Origin of the sequence: Pseudoalteromonas sp. CuT4-3 (genome assembly GCF_035666335.1) — a bacterium.
Taxonomy (GTDB): Bacteria; Pseudomonadota; Gammaproteobacteria; order Enterobacterales; family Alteromonadaceae; genus Pseudoalteromonas; species Pseudoalteromonas atlantica.
This window is the reverse complement of the sequence record NZ_CP142030.1, coordinates 3,466,536-3,484,757: the sequence shown is the minus strand read 5'-3', so window position 1 is coordinate 3,484,757 and position 18,222 is coordinate 3,466,536. Positions and strand designations below refer to the sequence as shown.

Genomic DNA, 18,222 nt, shown 5'->3' with positions numbered 1-18,222 from the left:
TAGCGCCTTTTTTAATTTAGTTGGCTTACTAATAAACTAAAAAAGGCATCTTTGTTGTCGCAGCTTTTGGCATTTAAAATAAGTTGCTCACCTAAGCTCAGCGTTTGTTTTTGTACTGCAAGGCGCGTATTTTCATCTTCAATGCTGTCAATATCTACCACATGCGCGAGCCCTATGGTGCGCCTAATTAGTTCTGTTCCACAATAGCCTATGGCGTCTTGTAATACGGTTTTCATAAAGTACTGTGGGTAGCCCTCGGTATTAAGGGTGCGATCTGTGCTTTGGTTGGCAATTAAAGCTAACCATTGTTGCTCAAATAAATTATAGCTTTCAACAATGCAGCTAAGTAAATGCGTTTGATAGTTTCGTCGTGCTACAAACTCTTCAATATGCCCTGCTTGTGCGCAGTAATTTAATAGTAAATTGCCAATAAAAGAGCCTATATCAAAGCCAACAGGGCCAAAAAAGCCAAACTCGGGGTCAATCACTTTAGTGGTATTGGTATCTACAAAAATACTGCCGCTGTGCATATCGCCGTGCAGCAATGTTTGCGGGTTAGATAAAAAATTAGCTTTTAATTTCGCAACTTCTAACTTAAGTGCCGTGTTATCACGCAAAGCGTGTACATGTGCAGTAAGTTGCTCGTCAAAGTGATTGCGTTCGTGATCTGTATACGGATCGCTAAAAAATAAATCTTCTGTAATTTGGCAAAGCTCAGGGTTAGTAAATTGCTGTACTAGGGCCTTTTTATGCTGGGCGGTTAGGTAAAAATCTGAATTATAAAACCCGGTATGGCTTAAATACGTAGCTATGTGCTCGGCTAACTTAGGAAATTGCTCCGCGTTATTTTGCGCAGTGCGCAATATTTTTAAGTGACCTAAATCTTCTAAAATAGTAAGTGCGTAAGCTTGGTTATAGTGCAGTACTTTAGCGGTGTTTTGTGGGCAAATAGCGCCATGGTTAAGTAACACTTGCGCCTCTATACGGGCTCTATCAAGCGTGAGCGGCCATGATTCACCTACACAACGAGCATAAGGCAGTGCTTGCTTTAAAATAATGCTGTTATGGTGCTCATCGCTAATTCTAAATACTAAATTAAGGTTACCGTCACCAAATTCGTACGCAGTTAAGCTGGCGTCAGCATTAAAAAAAACATACTGTTTAGAGTCAATTAGCGAATTTACATATTCAATTGCGCGCTGCGCATCAAACGCGACATAGTTAGCCATAGTGAGTTCTCAAATAACCTTTTTTGGCATTCTATACCTTTAAATGTTTAGGTGTCTACAAGTCTAACTTGAGAGTTGTTCAAACTGATGTAAAATACCCTTACGCATTTTATTTAAGCAGCCTCACCATGCAAAACCTAATCGCAAGCAGTTTAAAATATGAAAACGGCATATTAAGTGTGCTTGACCAGTATTTACTTCCTCATCAGCAGGTATGGCACGAATGCCATAGTGTTGAGACGATGAAGGAGCTGATCATCAGTTTAAAAATTCGTGGCGCACCATTAATAGGCTTAGGTGCGAGTTTGCTGGTTGCTCATTTAGCGCAGCAGGGGGGAACTCAAGCGGCGCTTGCAAAAGCAATTGATGAGCTTGAAGCCACAAGGCCAACCGCTGTTAATTTAATGCATTGTATGGCTACATTAAGAGAGGCCCTTAAAAGCGATGACTTTGTAGCAGCAGTGGTGTGCAGCGCAGAGCGCCTTTTTATTGAAGACATTGCCCTATGTGAGCGCATGGCAACGCGCGGAGCTGAGCTTATAAACAGCGGCGACAATATTTTAACCCATTGTAATACCGGCGCATTAGCGACTGCTGGTATTGGTACAGCATTAGGCGTTATTTACAAAGCGCAGCAGCAACACGGCAATATACATGTGTGGGTTGATGAAACGCGGCCCTTGTTGCAAGGCGGGCGTTTAACCGCGTTCGAGCTTGAGCGCTGGCAAGTACCGTATACGCTTATTTGCGATAATATGGCAGCAAGTTTAATGGCCGCAGGCAAGGTAGATAAAATAGTGGTAGGCGCCGATCGTATTGCTGCTAATGGCGACTTTGCTAATAAAGTGGGAACTTATAATTTAGCTGTATTGGCGCATTTTCATGATATTCCTTTTTATGTTGTCGCGCCTTTAACTACGCTTGATACACAAACAGCTTACGGTAGCGATATAGCAATAGAGCAGCGAAATAGCGCAGAGGTACGCGGCGTAAGTGGCAGTTTTGGTGAGGCGCTGTGGGCACCCACTAATGCCAATGTGTATAATCCCGCATTTGATGTAACACCTGCAAAACTAATAACAGCTTGGGTGTTAGATACCGGTGTTTACAATAAAAGTGATGTAGAGAGTGGGGCGTTAGTTAAAATTAACCAAGTAGAATACGGCTAAATTCAGATAAAAACTCAGATGTGTCATTAAGATAGTTGGGGTATGCTTTTTCTATTGACTTTAGGTCATTCCCTGCTACCAAAAGCACATTATTATGGGTTTGTTTCTCCTGCTCAGCATAGTGTGTTAGTGCTTCTTGTTTTTTATTTGCTGCATATAGAAACACTCGACCCATTTGAGTTTCTGTATTGTGAACTAATAAAGCAAAGCCTGTATCTTTGGATTTGTTTTTAATCTCATCAACCTGAAATGCGCGATTGAATGCATCAAGCTTTTGAAAGGCAGCTAGCTTTTTGTTTAGGGAAGCAAGTTCCTCGATATAGTTTTGAGATTCTTCTTTACTTAGACTATTTGATCCATCTTTAACCGCAAGAAATTCCCCCATGATAAAAAATAAACGTTTCCAGTCCGTGTCGGCTGCTTGGGGATTAGTTTTTAAGGTTTCTTTTTCTATGATATCAACTATTTCAACTGTGGTAGCCCATAAGTGCTGAAGTTTAGTGCGTAGCTGAACTTCAATTTGAAAGCCTTTATAATCATGAGACTCTAAATTGTTATAGCTTTTATAAACACGATGGATCCCCCTGTAGCCTGTTGATTTAGGCTTATTTATATAGTCATATGATTTAACACCATGTACTGTCCTACTTGAATCTAAGCTCTTATTTAATCGATATAAATGATCAAGGTTATCTAAAATAACCCTACAACCACCAATATCATGCATTCGTTTTAGGTTAATTGCATTTTCACTTTTTCCATCTAGCGATGTTCTTTGTAGCTTATCGATGATAGTAGGCAAGCGTTTCAAGCGTCTAACGATTGTTGCTGATTCAAGCAAATGAAGCTTTTTAACATGCTTCCAGACTAAGTTTTTAATTATTGTAAGTGGGTATAAATGTGCTGCCCGATAATTTTGAATAACTTCAGTAGCAAAATCAAAGTCACCTTCATTTTTACGAAAAATACGCCCAGCCTTTTCAACTTGCTTACGTGAGTAGGCCAGTTGTTGTTTAGACTTTTGATACTGTTCATTAACCATAAAGCACTCGTTATTAGTGTTACTACTAAAATAATATTACAGAGTTAAACGTTTTAAGTCATCAAGCAAGTTTAATGTGAATACTTAATTAGCTATTTGAATGCTGTTAAAAATTTAAAACCACCTCTTATTACGGGAGCAACGTAAACTGCTTCGCAATTTCAGACTCGGTGCTTTTTGCAACCCAGCCCTCGGTATTATTAAATAATCTAATGGCGGTAAACTCTGGGTCGCTCCCCATATCAAACCAATGTGGGGTAAGGGTTGGGACCGAAATTAAGTCACCTTGCTGGCATAATACTTGGTAAATTTTGGCATCAATATGTAGGCAAAATAACCCTTGGCCTTTTACAAAAAAACGAACTTCGTCTTCACTATGAGTGTGCTCAAATAAAAACTTTTCTCGCATTTGTGCCGCTGCAGGATTACCTTTTGCAAGCGAAATAACATCCACCGTTTGGTAGCCATTTTGCGCTTTTAAGCGTGCTATATCATTTTTATACGCTGCGATAATTTGCTCATTTGTGGTGTGCTCATTAATGGGTGCGGTTGCTTGCCATTGTTCAAAACGTACATTTACCTTTGCTAATTGCTGAGTAATTTCGCTTAAATCACAGGTGTTTACCAGCGCATTACTTGGATTGTTGTCAGCATAAATTGTTAATTGGCTCATGCAAATTGCTCCAATTTAACTGTGCTAAAGTCATGTACATATGGGTGCGCGCTATGTGCTTGGCCATCACGTATTAAGTGCAAGGTTTTAAGCCCTGCGGCTTTGGCTGCATCAAGCTCACCTGCAACATCACTTAAAAACAAGATTTCGTTAGCACTAAAAGGGAGCTGGTTAACGATAGTGTTATAGGCAGCTTGCTCTTGCTTTGCGCCGACTTTGGTATCAAAAAAGTCGTTAAACAGAGGGCGAATATCGCCATAGTCGCTGTATTTAAAGAGTAACTGCTGCGCCCTCACCGAGCCTGATGAATACACATAGAGTGCGGTGCCTTGAGCGTGCTGAGCTTGTAAAAACTCAAACGCATCTGCGTATAGGTGGCCTTTAAAATCACCGTGCTCGTAGCCCGTTTGCCAAATTAACCCTTGTATTTGCTTTAAAGGGGTAATTTTTTTATCTTCTTCAATCCATTTTAGTAACACGCTAATGACATTTTCTATATCGGCATCTGGCTGATTAATAATGGCTTTAACAGCCGCTATTTGCTCAGCGACATGGGGTTTATTTTCGTTTAAGCGCATAAACGTTGCTAGTTGTTTAGCTGCATACGGAAACAGCACCTCTTTTACAAATGAGATACGTGTTATGGTGCCTTCAATATCAGTTAAAATTGCTTTTATCATTATAGCTGTGCCCCAATACCTTCTATTTTTAACCGTTCCAGCTCGCAACTAAATAAAAACTCTAACCCTTCTAAATGGCGAAGTGCTTGCTTGTAATTACGCCCTACTACATAAACGCCATGCCCACGAATTAACACTGCATGTTCAATGGGTGTATGTAAATGGTGATCGCTAAGCAGCAAACTTAAGCGGTCTATGTCTTGGTCGTTTTCAAAAATAGGAATGCTGAGCGTATCTAAATGCGAAGTTACCCCACTGAGTGACTTTTGCATTTCGTAACCGCTTAAATTTAATGCATGGCTTTTAATTACACGCGATAGTACGGTGGCTGCTACTGAGTGAGTATGCAGCACCACGTTTGCGTGCGGAATAAGCTTATACATGCCTAGGTGCAGTTGCGTTTCGGCCGATGGGTTGCCAGCACCTTTAGTGCGATTACCTTGATGATCAAGCTCAATGAATGTGTGTGTACCGAGCTGGCCTTTATCAAAGCCGCTAGCGGTAACCACATACCCAGTTGCGGTGCGCGCCGAAAAATTTCCGCCGGTGGCGGGAACCCAGCCTTTTTGACTGATCCATTTTCCGGCTTCAATAAGTTGCGAAATAGCGGTATTGTTGTGCATACATTCCTCACCAATGAGTGTAATACCAATGCGTAATAATACTTAATGCGTTTGAGGCGCTAAACCAAACGCGAGCTGCGTTTTTGCTACCTCAAAATAGCTCAGTTAATTAAGCAAATTGATATAAAGCTATTTAATTTTAGACGGCTATACTTCTGTTTTAAGCAATGATAGCATCGCTTTAAGCGCAAAACCATCATTAAGGGCCTGTCGTGTTTGAAAGTAAATTACCAAATTTAAGTGTTAGTATATTTAGCCAAATGAGTGGCTTGGCAAGTCAGCATTCGGCAATAAATTTATCGCAGGGTTTTCCTGAGTTTGATGCGCCAGAACTACTGAAAAACCAGCTAAATTTTTATGTTCAGCAAGGGGTTAATCAATACTCGCCATCCAGTGGTGTGCCCCGTTTACAGCAACAAATAGCAAATTTAGTTTCGCGTAAACACGCGGCTAATATTGATGCAGCTGAGCAAGTTACGGTAACGTCGGGCGCCACCGAAGCATTATTTGTGGCTATTCAAACTATAGTACGCCCCGATGATGAAGTTATTGTGTTTGACCCCGCTTATGACTCTTACCAGCCTGCCATTGAGCTTGCTGGCGGTAAAACAGTTCATATTGCATTGCATGCCCCCGATTATGCTATTGATTGGCAAACTGTTCGCAGTGCAGTGAGCAAAAACACGCGCGCTATAATTATTAATACGCCACACAACCCAAGCGGAAAAATACTTAAAAGCCATGATATAAACGCGCTTAAATCGTTAGTGAACGATCACGATTTATATGTAATAAGTGATGAAGTTTACGAACATATTACCTTTGATGGCGATAAGCACTTAAGCATGCTTTGTGATGAGCAGCTACGTGAAAAAAGCTTTGTTATATCAAGCTTTGGCAAAACGTTTCACAGTACCGGCTGGAAAATGGGGTACTGTATTGCGCCTGCACCGCTCGCTACTGAATTTAGAAAAATACACCAGTATGTTACTTTTTCAAGTTTTACACCTGCACAACACGCATTGGCCGACATGCTTGAACAACAAGGCGAGCATGTCGATGAGCTGAGTAATTTTTATCAGCAAAAGCGCGACTTACTGGCACAGCACTTAAGTGACAGCCGTTTTAATATTTTACCAAGCCAAGGTACGTACTTTTTATTGCTCGATTACAGTGAGGTGTCTGATCTTAATGATGTGGATTTTTGCCACTGGTTAGTAGAGCAAGCTGGGGTTGCTGCTATTCCTTTAAGTGTGTTTTATAAGCAACCTTCAAATGATAAAGTGATTCGACTGTGTTTTGCTAAAAACGATGAAACCTTAATAGAGGCCGCGCAAATATTATGTCAACTTTAACGCTTACACTCGTTCAAAGTGCGCTGCATTGGCTTGATAAAGACGCCAATTTAGCCATGTTTGATAAAAAATTAGCAGCGATGAGCGCTCAACCTGATTTAATTTTACTACCCGAAACCTTCGCCACAGGCTTTGCTATTAATCTTGATTGCGCAGAACCCGAAAATGGCAAAGTGCTCAGCTGGCTTAAAACCCAAGCACATAAACATAAAGCCGTTATTGCAGGTTCGGTCTTGGTTGCTCAAGGCGATAAAAAAGCGAATCGCTTTTATTGGGTGACGCCAAGTGGCGAGGTAAATTATTACGATAAACGTCATTTATTTCGCTTAGGCAGTGAGGGCGATTACGTTGTCGCAGGACAAGCGCGTAAAACGTTTGAAATTAACGGTTTTAAGTTACTGCCGCAAGTATGTTACGACTTGCGCTTTCCGGTTTTTCAGCGCAACAATAATGATTACGATGTAATGATAAACGTTGCAAACTGGCCTGCGGTTCGTCGCCATATTTGGGATACGCTATTAATGGCGCGTGCTATGGAAAACCTATGTTATGTAGTAGCCGTTAACCGTGTTGGCGACGATGGCAATGGTGTTGCGCACAATGGCGGCACGGCCGTGTACGACTTTAAAGGCGATACAATCGCCAAAGCAAAAGACAATACACAAGAGTTACTTACCGTAACACTTGAAAAAGCACCGCTCGATGATTTTAAAGACTCGTTTCCTGCTTATTTAGATGCCGACGCGTTTACCTTGGTATAAATCGCTAAGCATTAGCGCCTAGCTAATAAAGTGCTAAAATAGCCGCTGATATGTTTATTGGCGGCTTTATGAATACAACCCTTATTACACCGGTAATTTTAGCGGGCGGCATTGGCACGCGGTTATGGCCGCTTTCTCGCCAAGCTATGCCTAAGCAATTTTTACCTCTGCTTGATAACAAACACTCACTATTACAAAGTACGTTAGCGCGTGTATCGGGCAAGGAGTTTGCAAAGCCAATACTTGTTTGTAACGAGCAGCACCGTTTTATTGCTGCTGAGCAAAGTGCACAGGCCGCTCCTCATGCACTTTTGTTAGAGCCCCAGGGTAAAAATACCGCGCCGGCTATTGCGCTGGCAGCACACTACGCTTTACAGCAAGGCATAACTGGGCCAATACTGGTGATGCCTGCCGATCATCATATATCCAACTTTACTGAGCTTACACTTAAACTAAACGATGCAATTGAATTAGCCCAGCAAGGTATGTTGGTCACGTTTTCAATTACACCAACACAGCCCCACACTGGGTTTGGCTACATTAAACAAGGTAGCAAAATAGCGGGCTCAAATTGCTATAAAGTGGCTGAATTTAAAGAGAAGCCAAGCTTGGCTACCGCTGAGCATTATTTAACTCAAGGCGGTTATAGCTGGAATAGCGGTATGTTTTTATTTACACCACAAGCCTATTTAAATGAGCTAGAACGCTTTGCCCCAAAAATTGCACACAGTGTAAGCGCGGCGGCTAATTTCTCTGACGATTTAGGGTTTACAAGGCCGGTAAGTGAGCCACTTAAAAACTGCCCAAGTGACTCTATCGATTACGCTATTTTAGAGCGCAGTAATAATGTAGCAGTGCTGCCTGTTGCTCTTAATTGGAGTGATGTAGGCAGCTTTAGTGCCTTGGCTAGCCTTATTAAAAAAGATGCACATGGCAATAATGAAAACGACAGCCATAGCGCGCAGAATAGTACTAATAATTTTGTTATAAGCGAAAACGATCACAGCGTTGCTACCCTTGGAGTTAGCGACTTAGCTATTATTCATACCCACGATGCCACCCTCGTTGCCAATAAAAACAAGCTCGATGGTCTGCCTTTATTGCTCAAGCAATTAGCGGTTAGCCAAAGTGATAAACTCAATCACCATCAGGTTGTGTATCGGCCATGGGGCAATTACCGCACTTTAGTAACAGGGGCAGGGTTTAAAGTTAAAAAAATAACCGTAAACAGCGCTGCTAAACTTTCAACGCAGCGTCATCAGCATCGTGCAGAGCATTGGGTAGTGGTATCGGGTATTGCTGATGTTCGGATTGATGAGCAATTGCTAACTCTAAATCACGACCAATCTTGCTACATTGCAGCAAAACAAATACACAGCTTAGCGAACAATCAAAAAGAGCCGCTAATTGTCATTGAAGTACAAACTGGCGCCGTACTAGATGAAAGTGACATAGAGCGTTTTGATGATAAGTATGGAAGAGAGTAAACAGCTTAATCTGCAATTGAAAAGCCCATTAACTCAACTGCCCGCGCACATACTTTAAGTATTGTTCTAGGCTGCGCTGCCATAGCTCTAACGCCTCATCTAGCAGGTTGTTATGGGGTTTGTTATCAAGCAGGCGGCGCTCTATTTTTTTAAGCTCAATACCGTAACGGTTAAAGCCTAATTGCAGCGCGGTGCTTGCTTGGCGGTGCAATAATTTAATGCACTGCTCTGGTTGCTGGTTAATAAGTTCTTGGCATCGGGTTAGTTTAGTCCGTGCTGAGAGTACAAATTCATTGTAAATCGACGACACTTCATCCTCACTAAATGAGCTAGTTAGCGTTTCTGCTGCGGTTTCGTCGTATAAGGTGTCTACTAGCTCTACAGCTATATTTGCAGTTTGATTGGATTGTGAATCACTCAGTGCTTGGCGAAGCTTTTGCTGCTTAATTGGTTTGCCTACTATGTCTTTTATTCCCAGAGCTAAGTATTCTTTTACCTCGTCAGGGCTTAAGCTTGCTGTAAAAGCCAGTACGGGCGTGCGCTGGTTTTTATGCTCCAAACGCTGCAGTCGTTTTAATACTTCTTGGCCGGTAAAGTCTGGCAGGTTCATATCCAGTAAAATAACGTCAAAGTGATGCGTTTGCAGCAGTTCAATAGCACTTTTTCCATCTTTGGCGAGCTTTATTTTATGCTCATCTTCGGCCATAAATTCAATGGCAATTTTTTGATTTAAATCTAAATCCTCGACTAGCAGTACTTCAAGGCCGGTTAAGTAGTCTTTGTTTTGATGTCGCTGCTCTACCAAACTAAGCTCCCCTAGCGTAAAGGTGGTAGTAAAGCTAAATACGCTACCAGTGCCTAGTTGACTGGTTATTTCTAAGCGGCTGCCTAGCTTTTCTAGTAAGCGGCTGGTGATGGCAAGCCCAAGGCCGGTGCCGCCTTTTTCTTTGCCGGCGCTACTTTGTACGTAGGGTTCGGTTAAGTAGGCTATTTCGTCTTTTTCGATACCAGGGCCTGAGTCTTTAACGCTAATTTTTATGGTGTGCTCAAGTTGCCTGTCGCTTATTAAATCAACCTGAATTTTTACTATACCGTGGTCGGTAAACTTAATGGCGTTACCAACAAGGTTAATAATAATTTGCCTTAATTTTTGCTGATCGCAGTAGTAACAGGCTTGTTCAGGGATATTACATACCAGTTCAAACTTAAGCTGCTTTTGCTCCGCTAATGGGCTGAGTAATAAACATAAATTGTTTAACCAGGTTTTAAATTCAATGTCTTCTTCGTAAAGTGCTTCATCACTTTGATCTAGGCTTGCGTAGTCAAGCACTTTATCAACCAGTAAATTTAATGACTCGGCTGAATTAATGATGGCCTCACAATAGGCTTTATTGCGGGTGTCGGTGCTTTGGTTCATAACCAATTGGGCGCTGCCTAATATGCCATTAAGGGGGGTGCGAATTTCATGGCTAATCGTTGATAAAAACAGGCCTCTAATCTCTAGATCTTTTTGGGCTTTGTCGGCCAGCTTGTTAAGGTTTTTTTCTCTGCGTTCATTACACAAAAGCGCCATACCGGCGGCATAAAACATAGGTGCAATAACGCCATTTAAAAACAGTAAGCTGCTAAACCATGGGCTTTGCAATAGCAGGGGTTGTTCAATATTAACCATAAATAGTGAGCGGCTAATAAAGCTCAGGCCAACTAAAGTTAATATTAAAATGTAAACAATGGTGCCATTTGGGTAGGTTTTTCGGGCATATTTAATAAATAAAAACAGCAAAAAAGTGGCTTCTGCAATGTGCTGTACATCCGAGACGTAAATACGCTCGCGTAAAGAAGGGTCAATAAAAGAATAATACCCCAACATTACGGCGCTAAACGCGGTAAAGGAGCACAGTAGCTTAAAGCCAATACCCCTATAATCTAAAAATTGGCATATAGCCAAGCTGTGCACAATTGATGCGCCAAACATCATACTGCTGGCAATACTAATCACAATAAGGTTGTGCGTTTTGCCAATAAGCGTAAAGCCAATTACTGCGCCTAGTAATAAAACCGGGTAAAAAATATAAAGCAGAGTACCTGGGGTACTTTTGTTGGTACGCCATGTTAAAAAGTTAAGAAGGGTCATTACAATAATAACGGCAATGCTGGCAAAAAAGAGGGTAAATGAGTCGAGCATAGAGGTTCCAGCAATGGGTACTTTAAATAGAGTAATAAAAAGCGATTAATTTAACAAGCATGCAGCATAAACAAAAACAGGCACCATAAGTGCCTGTTTTTAAATTACGAAATTGATTAACGAATTTCGTCTGGAATGTTTTGTTGAGCCCAAGATAGTAGCTCAATACGGTTACGACATTTAGTTTTTCTAAATGCGCTGTATAAATGTGTTTTAACTGTGTGCGGGCTGATGCTTAAATCTTCAGCAATTTCTTTGTTTTTAGAACCCTTACTCATTAACGAGATTATTGCTTTTTCTCGTTTAGTGAGTTTAATTGGCTCTATATCGCCTTCGGTCAGCTTGTGTAGTGCGTCTTTATTAAACTGCAGCATGCGGTTTAATGCATTACACATAATGTCACGTCTGTACCAAAGCTGATCTTCTAAAAGTAAGCGAATACCTTTCATTAATACATCAGCGTTATCTGTCGTATAAAACACGCCACGAATACCGCTCAACAGCGCGCGGTTAGCGAGCTCTGGGTTTTCGTCTAGGTTAAATAATACGATATCGCACTTGGTGCGCAGGTTAACTAGCTGTTCTTTTAGTTTACCCCATGCATCGTTACTTGATGTTTCAATGAACAGTAATCGAGTCCCTTCTGGTACATCTAAAATATTTGTACCCGTGGTTACGTCAAGGCCTTGCGTTTTTAACAAAGGTTCTAAAACGTTAATGCCAATGGTGTTAATTGGCTCTTGATCTAATAACAAAAAGGCTGAACTGCTCATGTTTTTATACTCTTTTTATAAAGCTGACTAGTTAAGTTTATCACGACTTCCACACCTTTTGTATTAGAAAGTCGGGTTTCGCCTTGTGAACAAGTACGATTTTACGATTATTTAAACATAAAATGTTGCAAATAAGTAATTGTTTTTCACTTTATATACATGATAAACCATAACATTTGTAACTAGCTAAATACTAATAATTCCATTGAATTTTTATTATTAAATTTTTAATTTTTTAGCTTCTTGATACGGAGGCCAGCCCATTTCTTTGCCTGCAAGCATATGTAAATGTATGTGATACACGGTTTGCCCGCCGTGTTTATTGCAGTTCATTACTACTCTGTAGCCATCGTCACTAAAGTTAAATTGCTTGGCTAATTTAGCAGCAACCTCGTATAAATTTCCAACTAAATGTGAGTTTTCGCTGTTAATATCATTGATAGTGGCAATTGCTTTTTTTGGAATAATTAACACATGAAAAGGGGCTTGCGGGTTTATATCTTTAAATGCAAGGGTGGTGTCGTCTTCGTAAATAATGTCGGCAGGAATTTCGCGGTTAATAATTTTTGTAAATATTGTTTCTGTGCTCATAATCGTTTCAGTGTAAGGGTTGAATTTAAAGTCACTAATGACAAATTTTGTTTGCAGTGTCAAACTCAAAACAAATAAAGGAGTTTTTATGCGTAAACCAATGTTAATAACTGCAGCTGCGGGACTATTGATAAGTATGTCAGTAAGTGCCGGAAATATTCACTTTCCTGAAGAGTTAGTGCCTTTACAAGTCGGCGAAAGAGTCATTGAAAGCTCTTTATTTAGCCGCGTTGACGACATTGAACTTGCCCCAGGGTCTTATCGATTAAAATTAAAATACACCGATTTATACGAGCTAGGCTTTGACGACCATGAGGTAATAGAGTCTGAACCGTTTTGGGTCGATATTACTATTGACGATAACAAAGACTACGACATGGTGTTTAATCGTGCCGATAACGCGGTATCAGCGAAAATATTTGCTGAGGCACCACAGGTAAGTTTAAAAGCAAAGGGCGCGTCTGTGGCACAGCCGCTTAGTGTTATTTCAAATACACAGCTTGCAAGTCAAAAGCCTGCTTTACAAAATACGGTGCCAGCGGGTCCAACGCGTCCAAGCCAACCTATAAAGCCTATTGCGCCTATTAATGGCAAAGGCATGCCAAGTGCACCGCAAATGCTAGAATTTTGGTGGCAGCAAGCCACGATTGCTGAGCGAAAGGCCTTTTTAGAAAAGGTAACGAACCAAGGCGCTGAATAATAAACTTATCTCAAGCTACTGATTTTAAGTGCTAACTGCGCTGAACTTAGTTATAGTTTTTAGCTTGAGAAAATTACAGTATTAAAAAAGGCCGATAAATCGGCCTTTTTTAATGGTTTTGTTGTTTTACCCTAAAGGTGTGAACACCTTTAGGGGTAGCACAGGTTGCTTATTTATCAAATAAAGCGTCAATGGTGCCTTGTGCGAGCGGGTGGTAGCCTGGGCGTGCTTTGATGTATACATCATGTGCCCACTCACGCTTATCATTTTTAATAAGTGCTTTGTATAACGGCACAATTAATTTACGGCGGCCTATACCTGATAAGTGCTTATCAAGCGCTGGGTAAATAGGTTGGTAACCATTACCTACGGCTAACATAAACCATGCAAACGCGCGCTCTGCATTGGTTGATTGCGTTAAGTTAAATTGCTTATCAAGCTCGCTCATCTTATCTAAGCTTAAATCACGTGGTAGGTTATTTAAAAAGTGTAACCACTCGTGCACTGTCCATTGAGCCGTAGGTAATTGTGCTGCGCTTGTTTCTCCTTTTAACCATGCTGCGCTTGCTGTATCTACTTTATCAAACGCATCCGATGTTGGGTTAGGTGCATCGCTTGGTAAACCTGGCTCAAAAATCCACTCATTCACTTTATCCATGCTTACAACGCCTGGATATTTTTCAATTAAGTTAGCTTTTAAATAAGTAACAAATTGCGCAGTAGTCAGCGATTTAAATGCAAACTCATTAAAGTAGGTCTTAACAAAGTCATCAAACTTATCACGGCCGTATTTTTCTTCTAGGTAGATTAAAAATAGCTGACCTTTAGTGTATGGCACTGAGCTAAATGCATCATCTGGATCGCGGCCATTAAGTTTTAAATTAAGGCGCGTATCGGGTGCATCAATGGTTTTAAGTTGCGCGCGTAAGCCTGCTGCATCTAAAGCTTGCTCCATTACGGCGCGGTCGCGGCCAAACACTTCTTCCATAATGCGGTTTTCAACGTAAGAGGTAAAACCTTCGTTTAACCATAAATCTTCCCACGTAGCGTTGGTAACTAAGTTACCAGACCAAGAGTGTGCAAGCTCATGGGCAATAAGGTTTACTAAGCTTTTATCGCCAGCAACTACGGTAGGGGTAATAAACGAAAGACGCGGGTTTTCCATGCCACCAAACGGAAAGCTAGGCGGTAACATTAATAAATCGTAACGGCCCCATGCATACTCACCATACATTTCGTTGGTTTTGTCGATCATGGCTTGGGTGTCGTTAAACTCGGCAACCGAAGCGTCTAAAATTTCAGGCTCGGCAAATATACCAGTTTGTTTTGACATGGCTTTAAATTCTAAATTACCTGCACCAATCGCAATTAAGTACGGCGAAATAGCTTGTGGCATCTCAAAGTGGTAGTCGCCATCTTTGTATAGTGCGTCTTTGTTATCAGCGCTCATTACGGCACGTATATCTTTTGGTGTATGAATACGGGCAGAGTAAGTAACGCGCATGGCAGGGGTATCTTGTACTGGCAACCAGCTACGAGCGTGAATAGCCTGCGATTGGCTGTACATAAACGGGTGCGTTTTGCTGGCTGTTTGCTCTGGTGTTAACCATTGCAGGCCAGATGCTTCTGGGCGACTGTTGTAGTAAATACGTACTTTTGGCGCTTGGCTTTTTAAAGTAATTGTTAGTTTTGAGCCTTTAACATCATCGCGATCTGCAAGTGTAAATTTAGCTTTGTGCCAATCGCCCGAGGTATCTTGGTACATTACTTTATCAATGTCTAAGTCGCGGGTATCAAGTACCAGCTTTTTGCTTGTGTCATTGTTCCACTTTAGCGTGTGCTCAACAAAACCTTCTAATTGCTTGTCGGCAAAATCGACATCTAAATCAAGGTTTAAGTGTGTTGTTACCACATCATCTAGGTTGGCGTATGAGTTTTGATCAATCGCGTTTGCCATTGCTTGCGAGCACATACCGGCCATAGCGAGGCTTAAAAAAAGAGGTTTAATTTTCATAAAATACCCTGAACACTAATAATAAGTGCAGGTTTTATATCATGATTGATACAGCGGGTTGAGTGATTTTTACATTCTTTGCGACAATAAGGTAAACTACTGCGATTAGTTACCAGTACACTCAGAGACCTTTGTGGCGCACTCATTAAAACCTTTACATACCTTTGCACTAAACAATCAATGCCAGCATTTTGTTGAAATAACCTCGGTTGAGCAACTTAAAGCACACCGTTTTAGTGCTCCGTTTTGTTTATTAGGGGAAGGTAGCAACACAATATTTTTAGAAAACTACGCAGGCACCGTAATTAAAATGGCCACTAAGGGCATTACTATTACCGAGCGTGAAAATGACGTATTAGTGAGTGCAGCTGCGGGTGAGAACTGGCATAACCTAGTAAGCTATTTACTTGATAAAAATATTGCAGGGCTTGAAAACCTAGCCCTTATTCCGGGCACTGTTGGGGCGTCGCCGGTACAAAACATTGGTGCTTATGGTGTTGAGCTCGCTCAATTTGTAGAGTCGGTTGAATACATTGATATAGCCACAAAAACCAAAGTGACTTTAACTAACGCACAGTGTGAGTTTGCTTATCGTGACTCTATTTTTAAACATGCTTTAAAAAACAAAGCGGTGATCACTCAAGTTAATTTAGCGCTCCCTAAAAAGTGGCAGCCAGTTTTAAGTTATGGCCCACTCAAAGTATTGCAAAATCCCACCCCTAAAATGGTATTTGAGCAGGTTATTGAAATTCGTAACGCTAAGCTGCCAAACCCATACACTTTAGCCAATGCGGGTAGCTTTTTTAAAAATCCGATTATTAGCAATGCGCGTTTGGAAGGGCTGCTCGTGCGGTTTGGTGATTTACCGCATTACCCCTATGGGAAAAGCCATCACAAAGTGGCGGCAGGTTGGCTAATTGACCAAGCGGGCTTGAAGGGCTTTACAGTAGCAGGGATTGAGGTGCATCAGCAGCAGGCGCTGGTATTAGTTAATCATGGTGATAGTAAAGGAAGCGATTTAATTACTATGATCACGCATATACAAAATACGGTGTTTACACGTTACGGCATAATGCTAGAGCACGAAGTAAGGCTTATAAACACAAATAGTGAATGCCATGTTATTACGGAGCACGCGTAATGAAAGCACCAGATGGAAATAAACTAGCTATATTAAATGCACTTAACCAAGGTGGCTTTGTATCGGGCCAAGTCCTTGGCGAGCAACTGGGTATAAGCCGTGCTGCAGTGAGTAAACATATACAAACACTGCAAGGCATGGGGCTCGATATATTTAAAGTGACGGGTAAAGGTTACAGTTTAAACAATGCGGTGGGTTTGCTAAACCGAGACGATATAACCAAACATTACCATGCATTAGGTGCTAATACAGCCCAAGTAGAAGTACACCCTATTATAGATTCAACCAACAGCGAGCTAATGCGCCGTATTCAAAATAAAGTCGCGCTTGAGTCTGGCACTGTTGTAGTTGCCGAAATGCAGCAAGCCGGGCGCGGAAGGCGAGGGCGGGTATGGCAATCTCCATTTGGGGCTAATTTATATTACAGTTATTTTTGGCGCTTAGATGATGGCCTGCAAGCTGCTATGGGCGTATCAATTGCAGTAGGGCTTGCGGTATACGATGCTATAAAAGCACTTTACGATATAGACATTGAACTTAAATGGCCAAACGACATATATATAAATAAGCAAAAACTAGCCGGAGTATTAGTTGAGCTAGATGGGCAACCGCAAGGCCCTTGTCAGCTAGTCATTGGTATTGGCATTAATCTACAAATGCCGCAAAACACCAGCGAACACATTGACCAAGCATGGACTGATTTAAGCCAACACACCACCGCGCTTGATAAAAACCAGTTAGTTGCTTCGCTTACCTTTTATTTAGAGCAGCGTTTGGCAGATTACCAGCAAGACGGGCTAAACAGCATGTACGCACAGTGGAACGCCCTAAACGCCTTTGCAGGAGAATGCGTAGAGCTAAATACGGGGCACAGAAGCTGGCGGGGTATTTGTGAGGGTATTGATCAGCACGGCGGAATACGCATTCGCCAAGACGGCGAAGTTAAAAGTTACTATGGTGGCGAAATCTCGTTAAGAAAGGCCGAATTATGAAACTGCTAATAGATGTAGGTAATACGTCATTAAAAGCGGCCTTATGGCGCGAGCAACAAGCAACGCCCGTTTCTATGAGCGACGTGCCGTGGCAAGCAATAACTGAGGTTGTGTATGCTTGTGTAGGTAACAGTGAATTATTAAATGACGCGCTCACATTAGCCGCCAAAAAAAGCATTCCGTGTTGTGAGGCGCATGTTAGTAAAAATCTCAGTGGCTTAAGTTGCGCATATGAACAGGTTAGCAATTTAGGTATTGATCGCTGGCTTGCACTGGTGGCAGGTTTTACGCTTTACCCAAACAGAGCGTGTATTATTGTTGATGCTGGCACTGCAACCACTATTGATGTACTGAGCGGCGAAGGCGAGCACTTAGGAGGCTGGATATTGCCCGGCCTTGATTTAATGACTCGCTCATTAACACAAAATACTCAGCGCGTGTTTGATGATGCCAATACCCCCTTTTTAAACGAGCTAGGTAAAAACACACCCAACGGATTAAAAAATGGCGCACTGGTGGCAACATTAGGCGCTATTGAACAGGCCAAATATCAACTCAAACACGTAACAGGCGAACAAAAACCACAAATTTTGTGCGCAGGTGGTTACGGTTTGCTGTTACAGCAACAAATAAGTGGCAGTATTTTTGATTCATTATTGGTTATGAAAGGATTAAATTATTGGCATGAGCTAAGTAAAAACGACGAAAAACGGCAAAATTAAGCACTTTTGCATGAATTGTGAGCATTTAAGCTAAAAAATTACATTTTTTTTAATTTTATAGTTGCATCATAATAAACCTTACTCT

General features: G+C 41.4%; 17 protein-coding genes. 8 read left to right on the top strand and 9 right to left on the bottom strand.

Annotated elements, in window-relative coordinates; all coding sequences use genetic code 11:
* Positions 1 to 11 precede the first annotated feature (11 nt).
* Complete coding sequence (gene mtnK, locus VOI46_RS16205; RefSeq protein WP_004587482.1) at positions 12 to 1,229, bottom strand: S-methyl-5-thioribose kinase; 1,218 nt, start codon at positions 1,227 to 1,229, stop codon at positions 12 to 14.
* 128 nt (positions 1,230 to 1,357) lie between these two features.
* On the opposite strand from mtnK, the gene mtnA reads away from it, so the two are divergent.
* A complete protein-coding gene (mtnA, locus tag VOI46_RS16200) occupies positions 1,358 to 2,398 on the top strand; it encodes an S-methyl-5-thioribose-1-phosphate isomerase (protein WP_039972226.1) in 1,041 nt (346 codons plus the stop codon).
* Here the strand turns inward: mtnA and VOI46_RS16195 are convergent.
* From VOI46_RS16195 to VOI46_RS16180, 4 genes are all read right to left on the bottom strand, one after another.
* A complete protein-coding gene (locus tag VOI46_RS16195) occupies positions 2,376 to 3,440 on the bottom strand; it encodes a RelA/SpoT domain-containing protein (RefSeq protein WP_004587484.1) in 1,065 nt (354 codons plus the stop codon). The two genes, mtnA and VOI46_RS16195, sit on opposite strands and share 23 nt — an antisense overlap.
* A 130-nt stretch (positions 3,441 to 3,570) precedes the next feature.
* Positions 3,571 to 4,113 carry an oxidase gene (locus VOI46_RS16190; RefSeq protein ID WP_004587485.1) on the bottom strand — a complete coding sequence of 181 codons (543 nt, stop codon included), beginning with the start codon at positions 4,111 to 4,113 and terminating at the stop codon, positions 3,571 to 3,573.
* Positions 4,110 to 4,793: an acireductone synthase gene (mtnC, locus tag VOI46_RS16185; protein WP_004587486.1), complete on the bottom strand. Its 684-nt coding sequence runs from the start codon at positions 4,791 to 4,793 to the stop codon at positions 4,110 to 4,112. The genes VOI46_RS16190 and mtnC overlap by 4 nt, the downstream gene beginning before the upstream one ends.
* Entirely contained in the window at positions 4,793 to 5,416 is a 624-nt protein-coding gene (locus VOI46_RS16180) for a methylthioribulose 1-phosphate dehydratase (RefSeq protein WP_004587487.1), read from the bottom strand. The genes mtnC and VOI46_RS16180 overlap by 1 nt, the downstream gene beginning before the upstream one ends.
* A gap of 212 nt (positions 5,417 to 5,628) precedes the next feature.
* On the opposite strand from VOI46_RS16180, the gene VOI46_RS16175 reads away from it, so the two are divergent.
* The 3 genes from VOI46_RS16175 to VOI46_RS16165 all read left to right on the top strand — a co-directional run bounded on the left by VOI46_RS16175 (position 5,629) and on the right by VOI46_RS16165 (position 9,019).
* Entirely contained in the window at positions 5,629 to 6,771 is a 1,143-nt protein-coding gene (locus VOI46_RS16175) for a methionine aminotransferase (protein ID WP_004587488.1), read from the top strand.
* The gene (locus VOI46_RS16170; RefSeq protein ID WP_004587489.1) at positions 6,759 to 7,532 is read left to right on the top strand and encodes an amidohydrolase; all 774 of its coding nucleotides are present in this window, start codon (positions 6,759 to 6,761) and stop codon (positions 7,530 to 7,532) included. The genes VOI46_RS16175 and VOI46_RS16170 overlap by 13 nt, the downstream gene beginning before the upstream one ends.
* A gap of 68 nt (positions 7,533 to 7,600) precedes the next feature.
* Positions 7,601 to 9,019 carry a mannose-1-phosphate guanylyltransferase/mannose-6-phosphate isomerase gene (locus VOI46_RS16165; protein WP_039972228.1) on the top strand — a complete coding sequence of 473 codons (1,419 nt, stop codon included), beginning with the start codon at positions 7,601 to 7,603 and terminating at the stop codon, positions 9,017 to 9,019.
* 28 nt (positions 9,020 to 9,047) lie between these two features.
* Here the strand turns inward: VOI46_RS16165 and VOI46_RS16160 are convergent, their stop codons facing one another.
* The 3 genes from VOI46_RS16160 to VOI46_RS16150 all read right to left on the bottom strand — a co-directional run bounded on the left by VOI46_RS16160 (position 9,048) and on the right by VOI46_RS16150 (position 12,568).
* Positions 9,048 to 11,204, bottom strand: coding sequence for an ATP-binding protein (locus VOI46_RS16160; protein ID WP_004587491.1), 2,157 nt, complete (start codon positions 11,202 to 11,204; stop codon positions 9,048 to 9,050).
* Positions 11,205 to 11,320: 116 nt separating this feature from the next.
* Entirely contained in the window at positions 11,321 to 11,977 is a 657-nt protein-coding gene (locus VOI46_RS16155) for a response regulator transcription factor (protein WP_004587492.1), read from the bottom strand.
* A 219-nt stretch (positions 11,978 to 12,196) separates the two neighbouring features.
* Positions 12,197 to 12,568, bottom strand: coding sequence for a histidine triad nucleotide-binding protein (locus VOI46_RS16150; protein ID WP_004587493.1), 372 nt, complete (start codon positions 12,566 to 12,568; stop codon positions 12,197 to 12,199).
* Positions 12,569 to 12,656: 88 nt separating this feature from the next.
* On the opposite strand from VOI46_RS16150, the gene VOI46_RS16145 reads away from it, so the two are divergent.
* The gene (locus VOI46_RS16145; protein ID WP_004587494.1) at positions 12,657 to 13,268 is read left to right on the top strand and encodes a DUF2057 domain-containing protein; all 612 of its coding nucleotides are present in this window, start codon (positions 12,657 to 12,659) and stop codon (positions 13,266 to 13,268) included.
* A 169-nt stretch (positions 13,269 to 13,437) separates the two neighbouring features.
* On the opposite strand, the gene VOI46_RS16140 is transcribed toward VOI46_RS16145, so the two are convergent.
* The gene (locus tag VOI46_RS16140; RefSeq protein WP_004587495.1) at positions 13,438 to 15,282 is read right to left on the bottom strand and encodes a M1 family metallopeptidase; all 1,845 of its coding nucleotides are present in this window, start codon (positions 15,280 to 15,282) and stop codon (positions 13,438 to 13,440) included.
* Positions 15,283 to 15,415: 133 nt separating this feature from the next.
* Here VOI46_RS16140 and murB point away from each other — a divergent pair, with 133 nt between their 5' ends.
* The 3 genes from murB to VOI46_RS16125 are packed head-to-tail and all read left to right on the top strand — an operon-like array spanning position 15,416 to position 18,137.
* Positions 15,416 to 16,423: a UDP-N-acetylmuramate dehydrogenase gene (gene murB / locus VOI46_RS16135; protein WP_004587496.1), complete on the top strand. Its 1,008-nt coding sequence runs from the start codon at positions 15,416 to 15,418 to the stop codon at positions 16,421 to 16,423.
* Positions 16,423 to 17,415, top strand: coding sequence for a bifunctional biotin--[acetyl-CoA-carboxylase] ligase/biotin operon repressor BirA (birA, locus tag VOI46_RS16130; RefSeq protein WP_004587497.1), 993 nt, complete (start codon positions 16,423 to 16,425; stop codon positions 17,413 to 17,415). Before murB ends, birA begins: the two co-directional genes overlap by 1 nt.
* Positions 17,412 to 18,137, top strand: a complete 726-nt coding sequence (locus tag VOI46_RS16125; protein ID WP_004587498.1) for a type III pantothenate kinase — start codon at positions 17,412 to 17,414, stop codon at positions 18,135 to 18,137. Before birA ends, VOI46_RS16125 begins: the two co-directional genes overlap by 4 nt.
* Positions 18,138 to 18,222 lie beyond the last annotated feature (85 nt).

Bases quoted from the DNA above. Each gene is read 5' to 3' on its own strand.
- mtnK (WP_004587482.1), bottom strand. From the start codon at position 1,229: ATGGCTAACTATGTCGCGTTTGATGCGCAGCGCGCAATTGAATATGTA.
- mtnA (WP_039972226.1), top strand. From the start codon at position 1,358: ATGCAAAACCTAATCGCAAGCAGTTTAAAATATGAAAACGGCATATTA.
- VOI46_RS16195 (WP_004587484.1), bottom strand. From the start codon at position 3,440: ATGGTTAATGAACAGTATCAAAAGTCTAAACAACAACTGGCCTACTCA.
- VOI46_RS16190 (WP_004587485.1), bottom strand. From the start codon at position 4,113: ATGAGCCAATTAACAATTTATGCTGACAACAATCCAAGTAATGCGCTG.
- mtnC (WP_004587486.1), bottom strand. From the start codon at position 4,793: ATGATAAAAGCAATTTTAACTGATATTGAAGGCACCATAACACGTATC.
- VOI46_RS16180 (WP_004587487.1), bottom strand. From the start codon at position 5,416: ATGCACAACAATACCGCTATTTCGCAACTTATTGAAGCCGGAAAATGG.
- VOI46_RS16170 (WP_004587489.1), top strand. From the start codon at position 6,759: ATGTCAACTTTAACGCTTACACTCGTTCAAAGTGCGCTGCATTGGCTT.
- VOI46_RS16165 (WP_039972228.1), top strand. From the start codon at position 7,601: ATGAATACAACCCTTATTACACCGGTAATTTTAGCGGGCGGCATTGGC.
- VOI46_RS16160 (WP_004587491.1), bottom strand. From the start codon at position 11,204: ATGCTCGACTCATTTACCCTCTTTTTTGCCAGCATTGCCGTTATTATT.
- VOI46_RS16155 (WP_004587492.1), bottom strand. From the start codon at position 11,977: ATGAGCAGTTCAGCCTTTTTGTTATTAGATCAAGAGCCAATTAACACC.
- VOI46_RS16150 (WP_004587493.1), bottom strand. From the start codon at position 12,568: ATGAGCACAGAAACAATATTTACAAAAATTATTAACCGCGAAATTCCT.
- VOI46_RS16145 (WP_004587494.1), top strand. From the start codon at position 12,657: ATGCGTAAACCAATGTTAATAACTGCAGCTGCGGGACTATTGATAAGT.
- VOI46_RS16140 (WP_004587495.1), bottom strand. From the start codon at position 15,282: ATGAAAATTAAACCTCTTTTTTTAAGCCTCGCTATGGCCGGTATGTGC.
- birA (WP_004587497.1), top strand. From the start codon at position 16,423: ATGAAAGCACCAGATGGAAATAAACTAGCTATATTAAATGCACTTAAC.
- VOI46_RS16125 (WP_004587498.1), top strand. From the start codon at position 17,412: ATGAAACTGCTAATAGATGTAGGTAATACGTCATTAAAAGCGGCCTTA.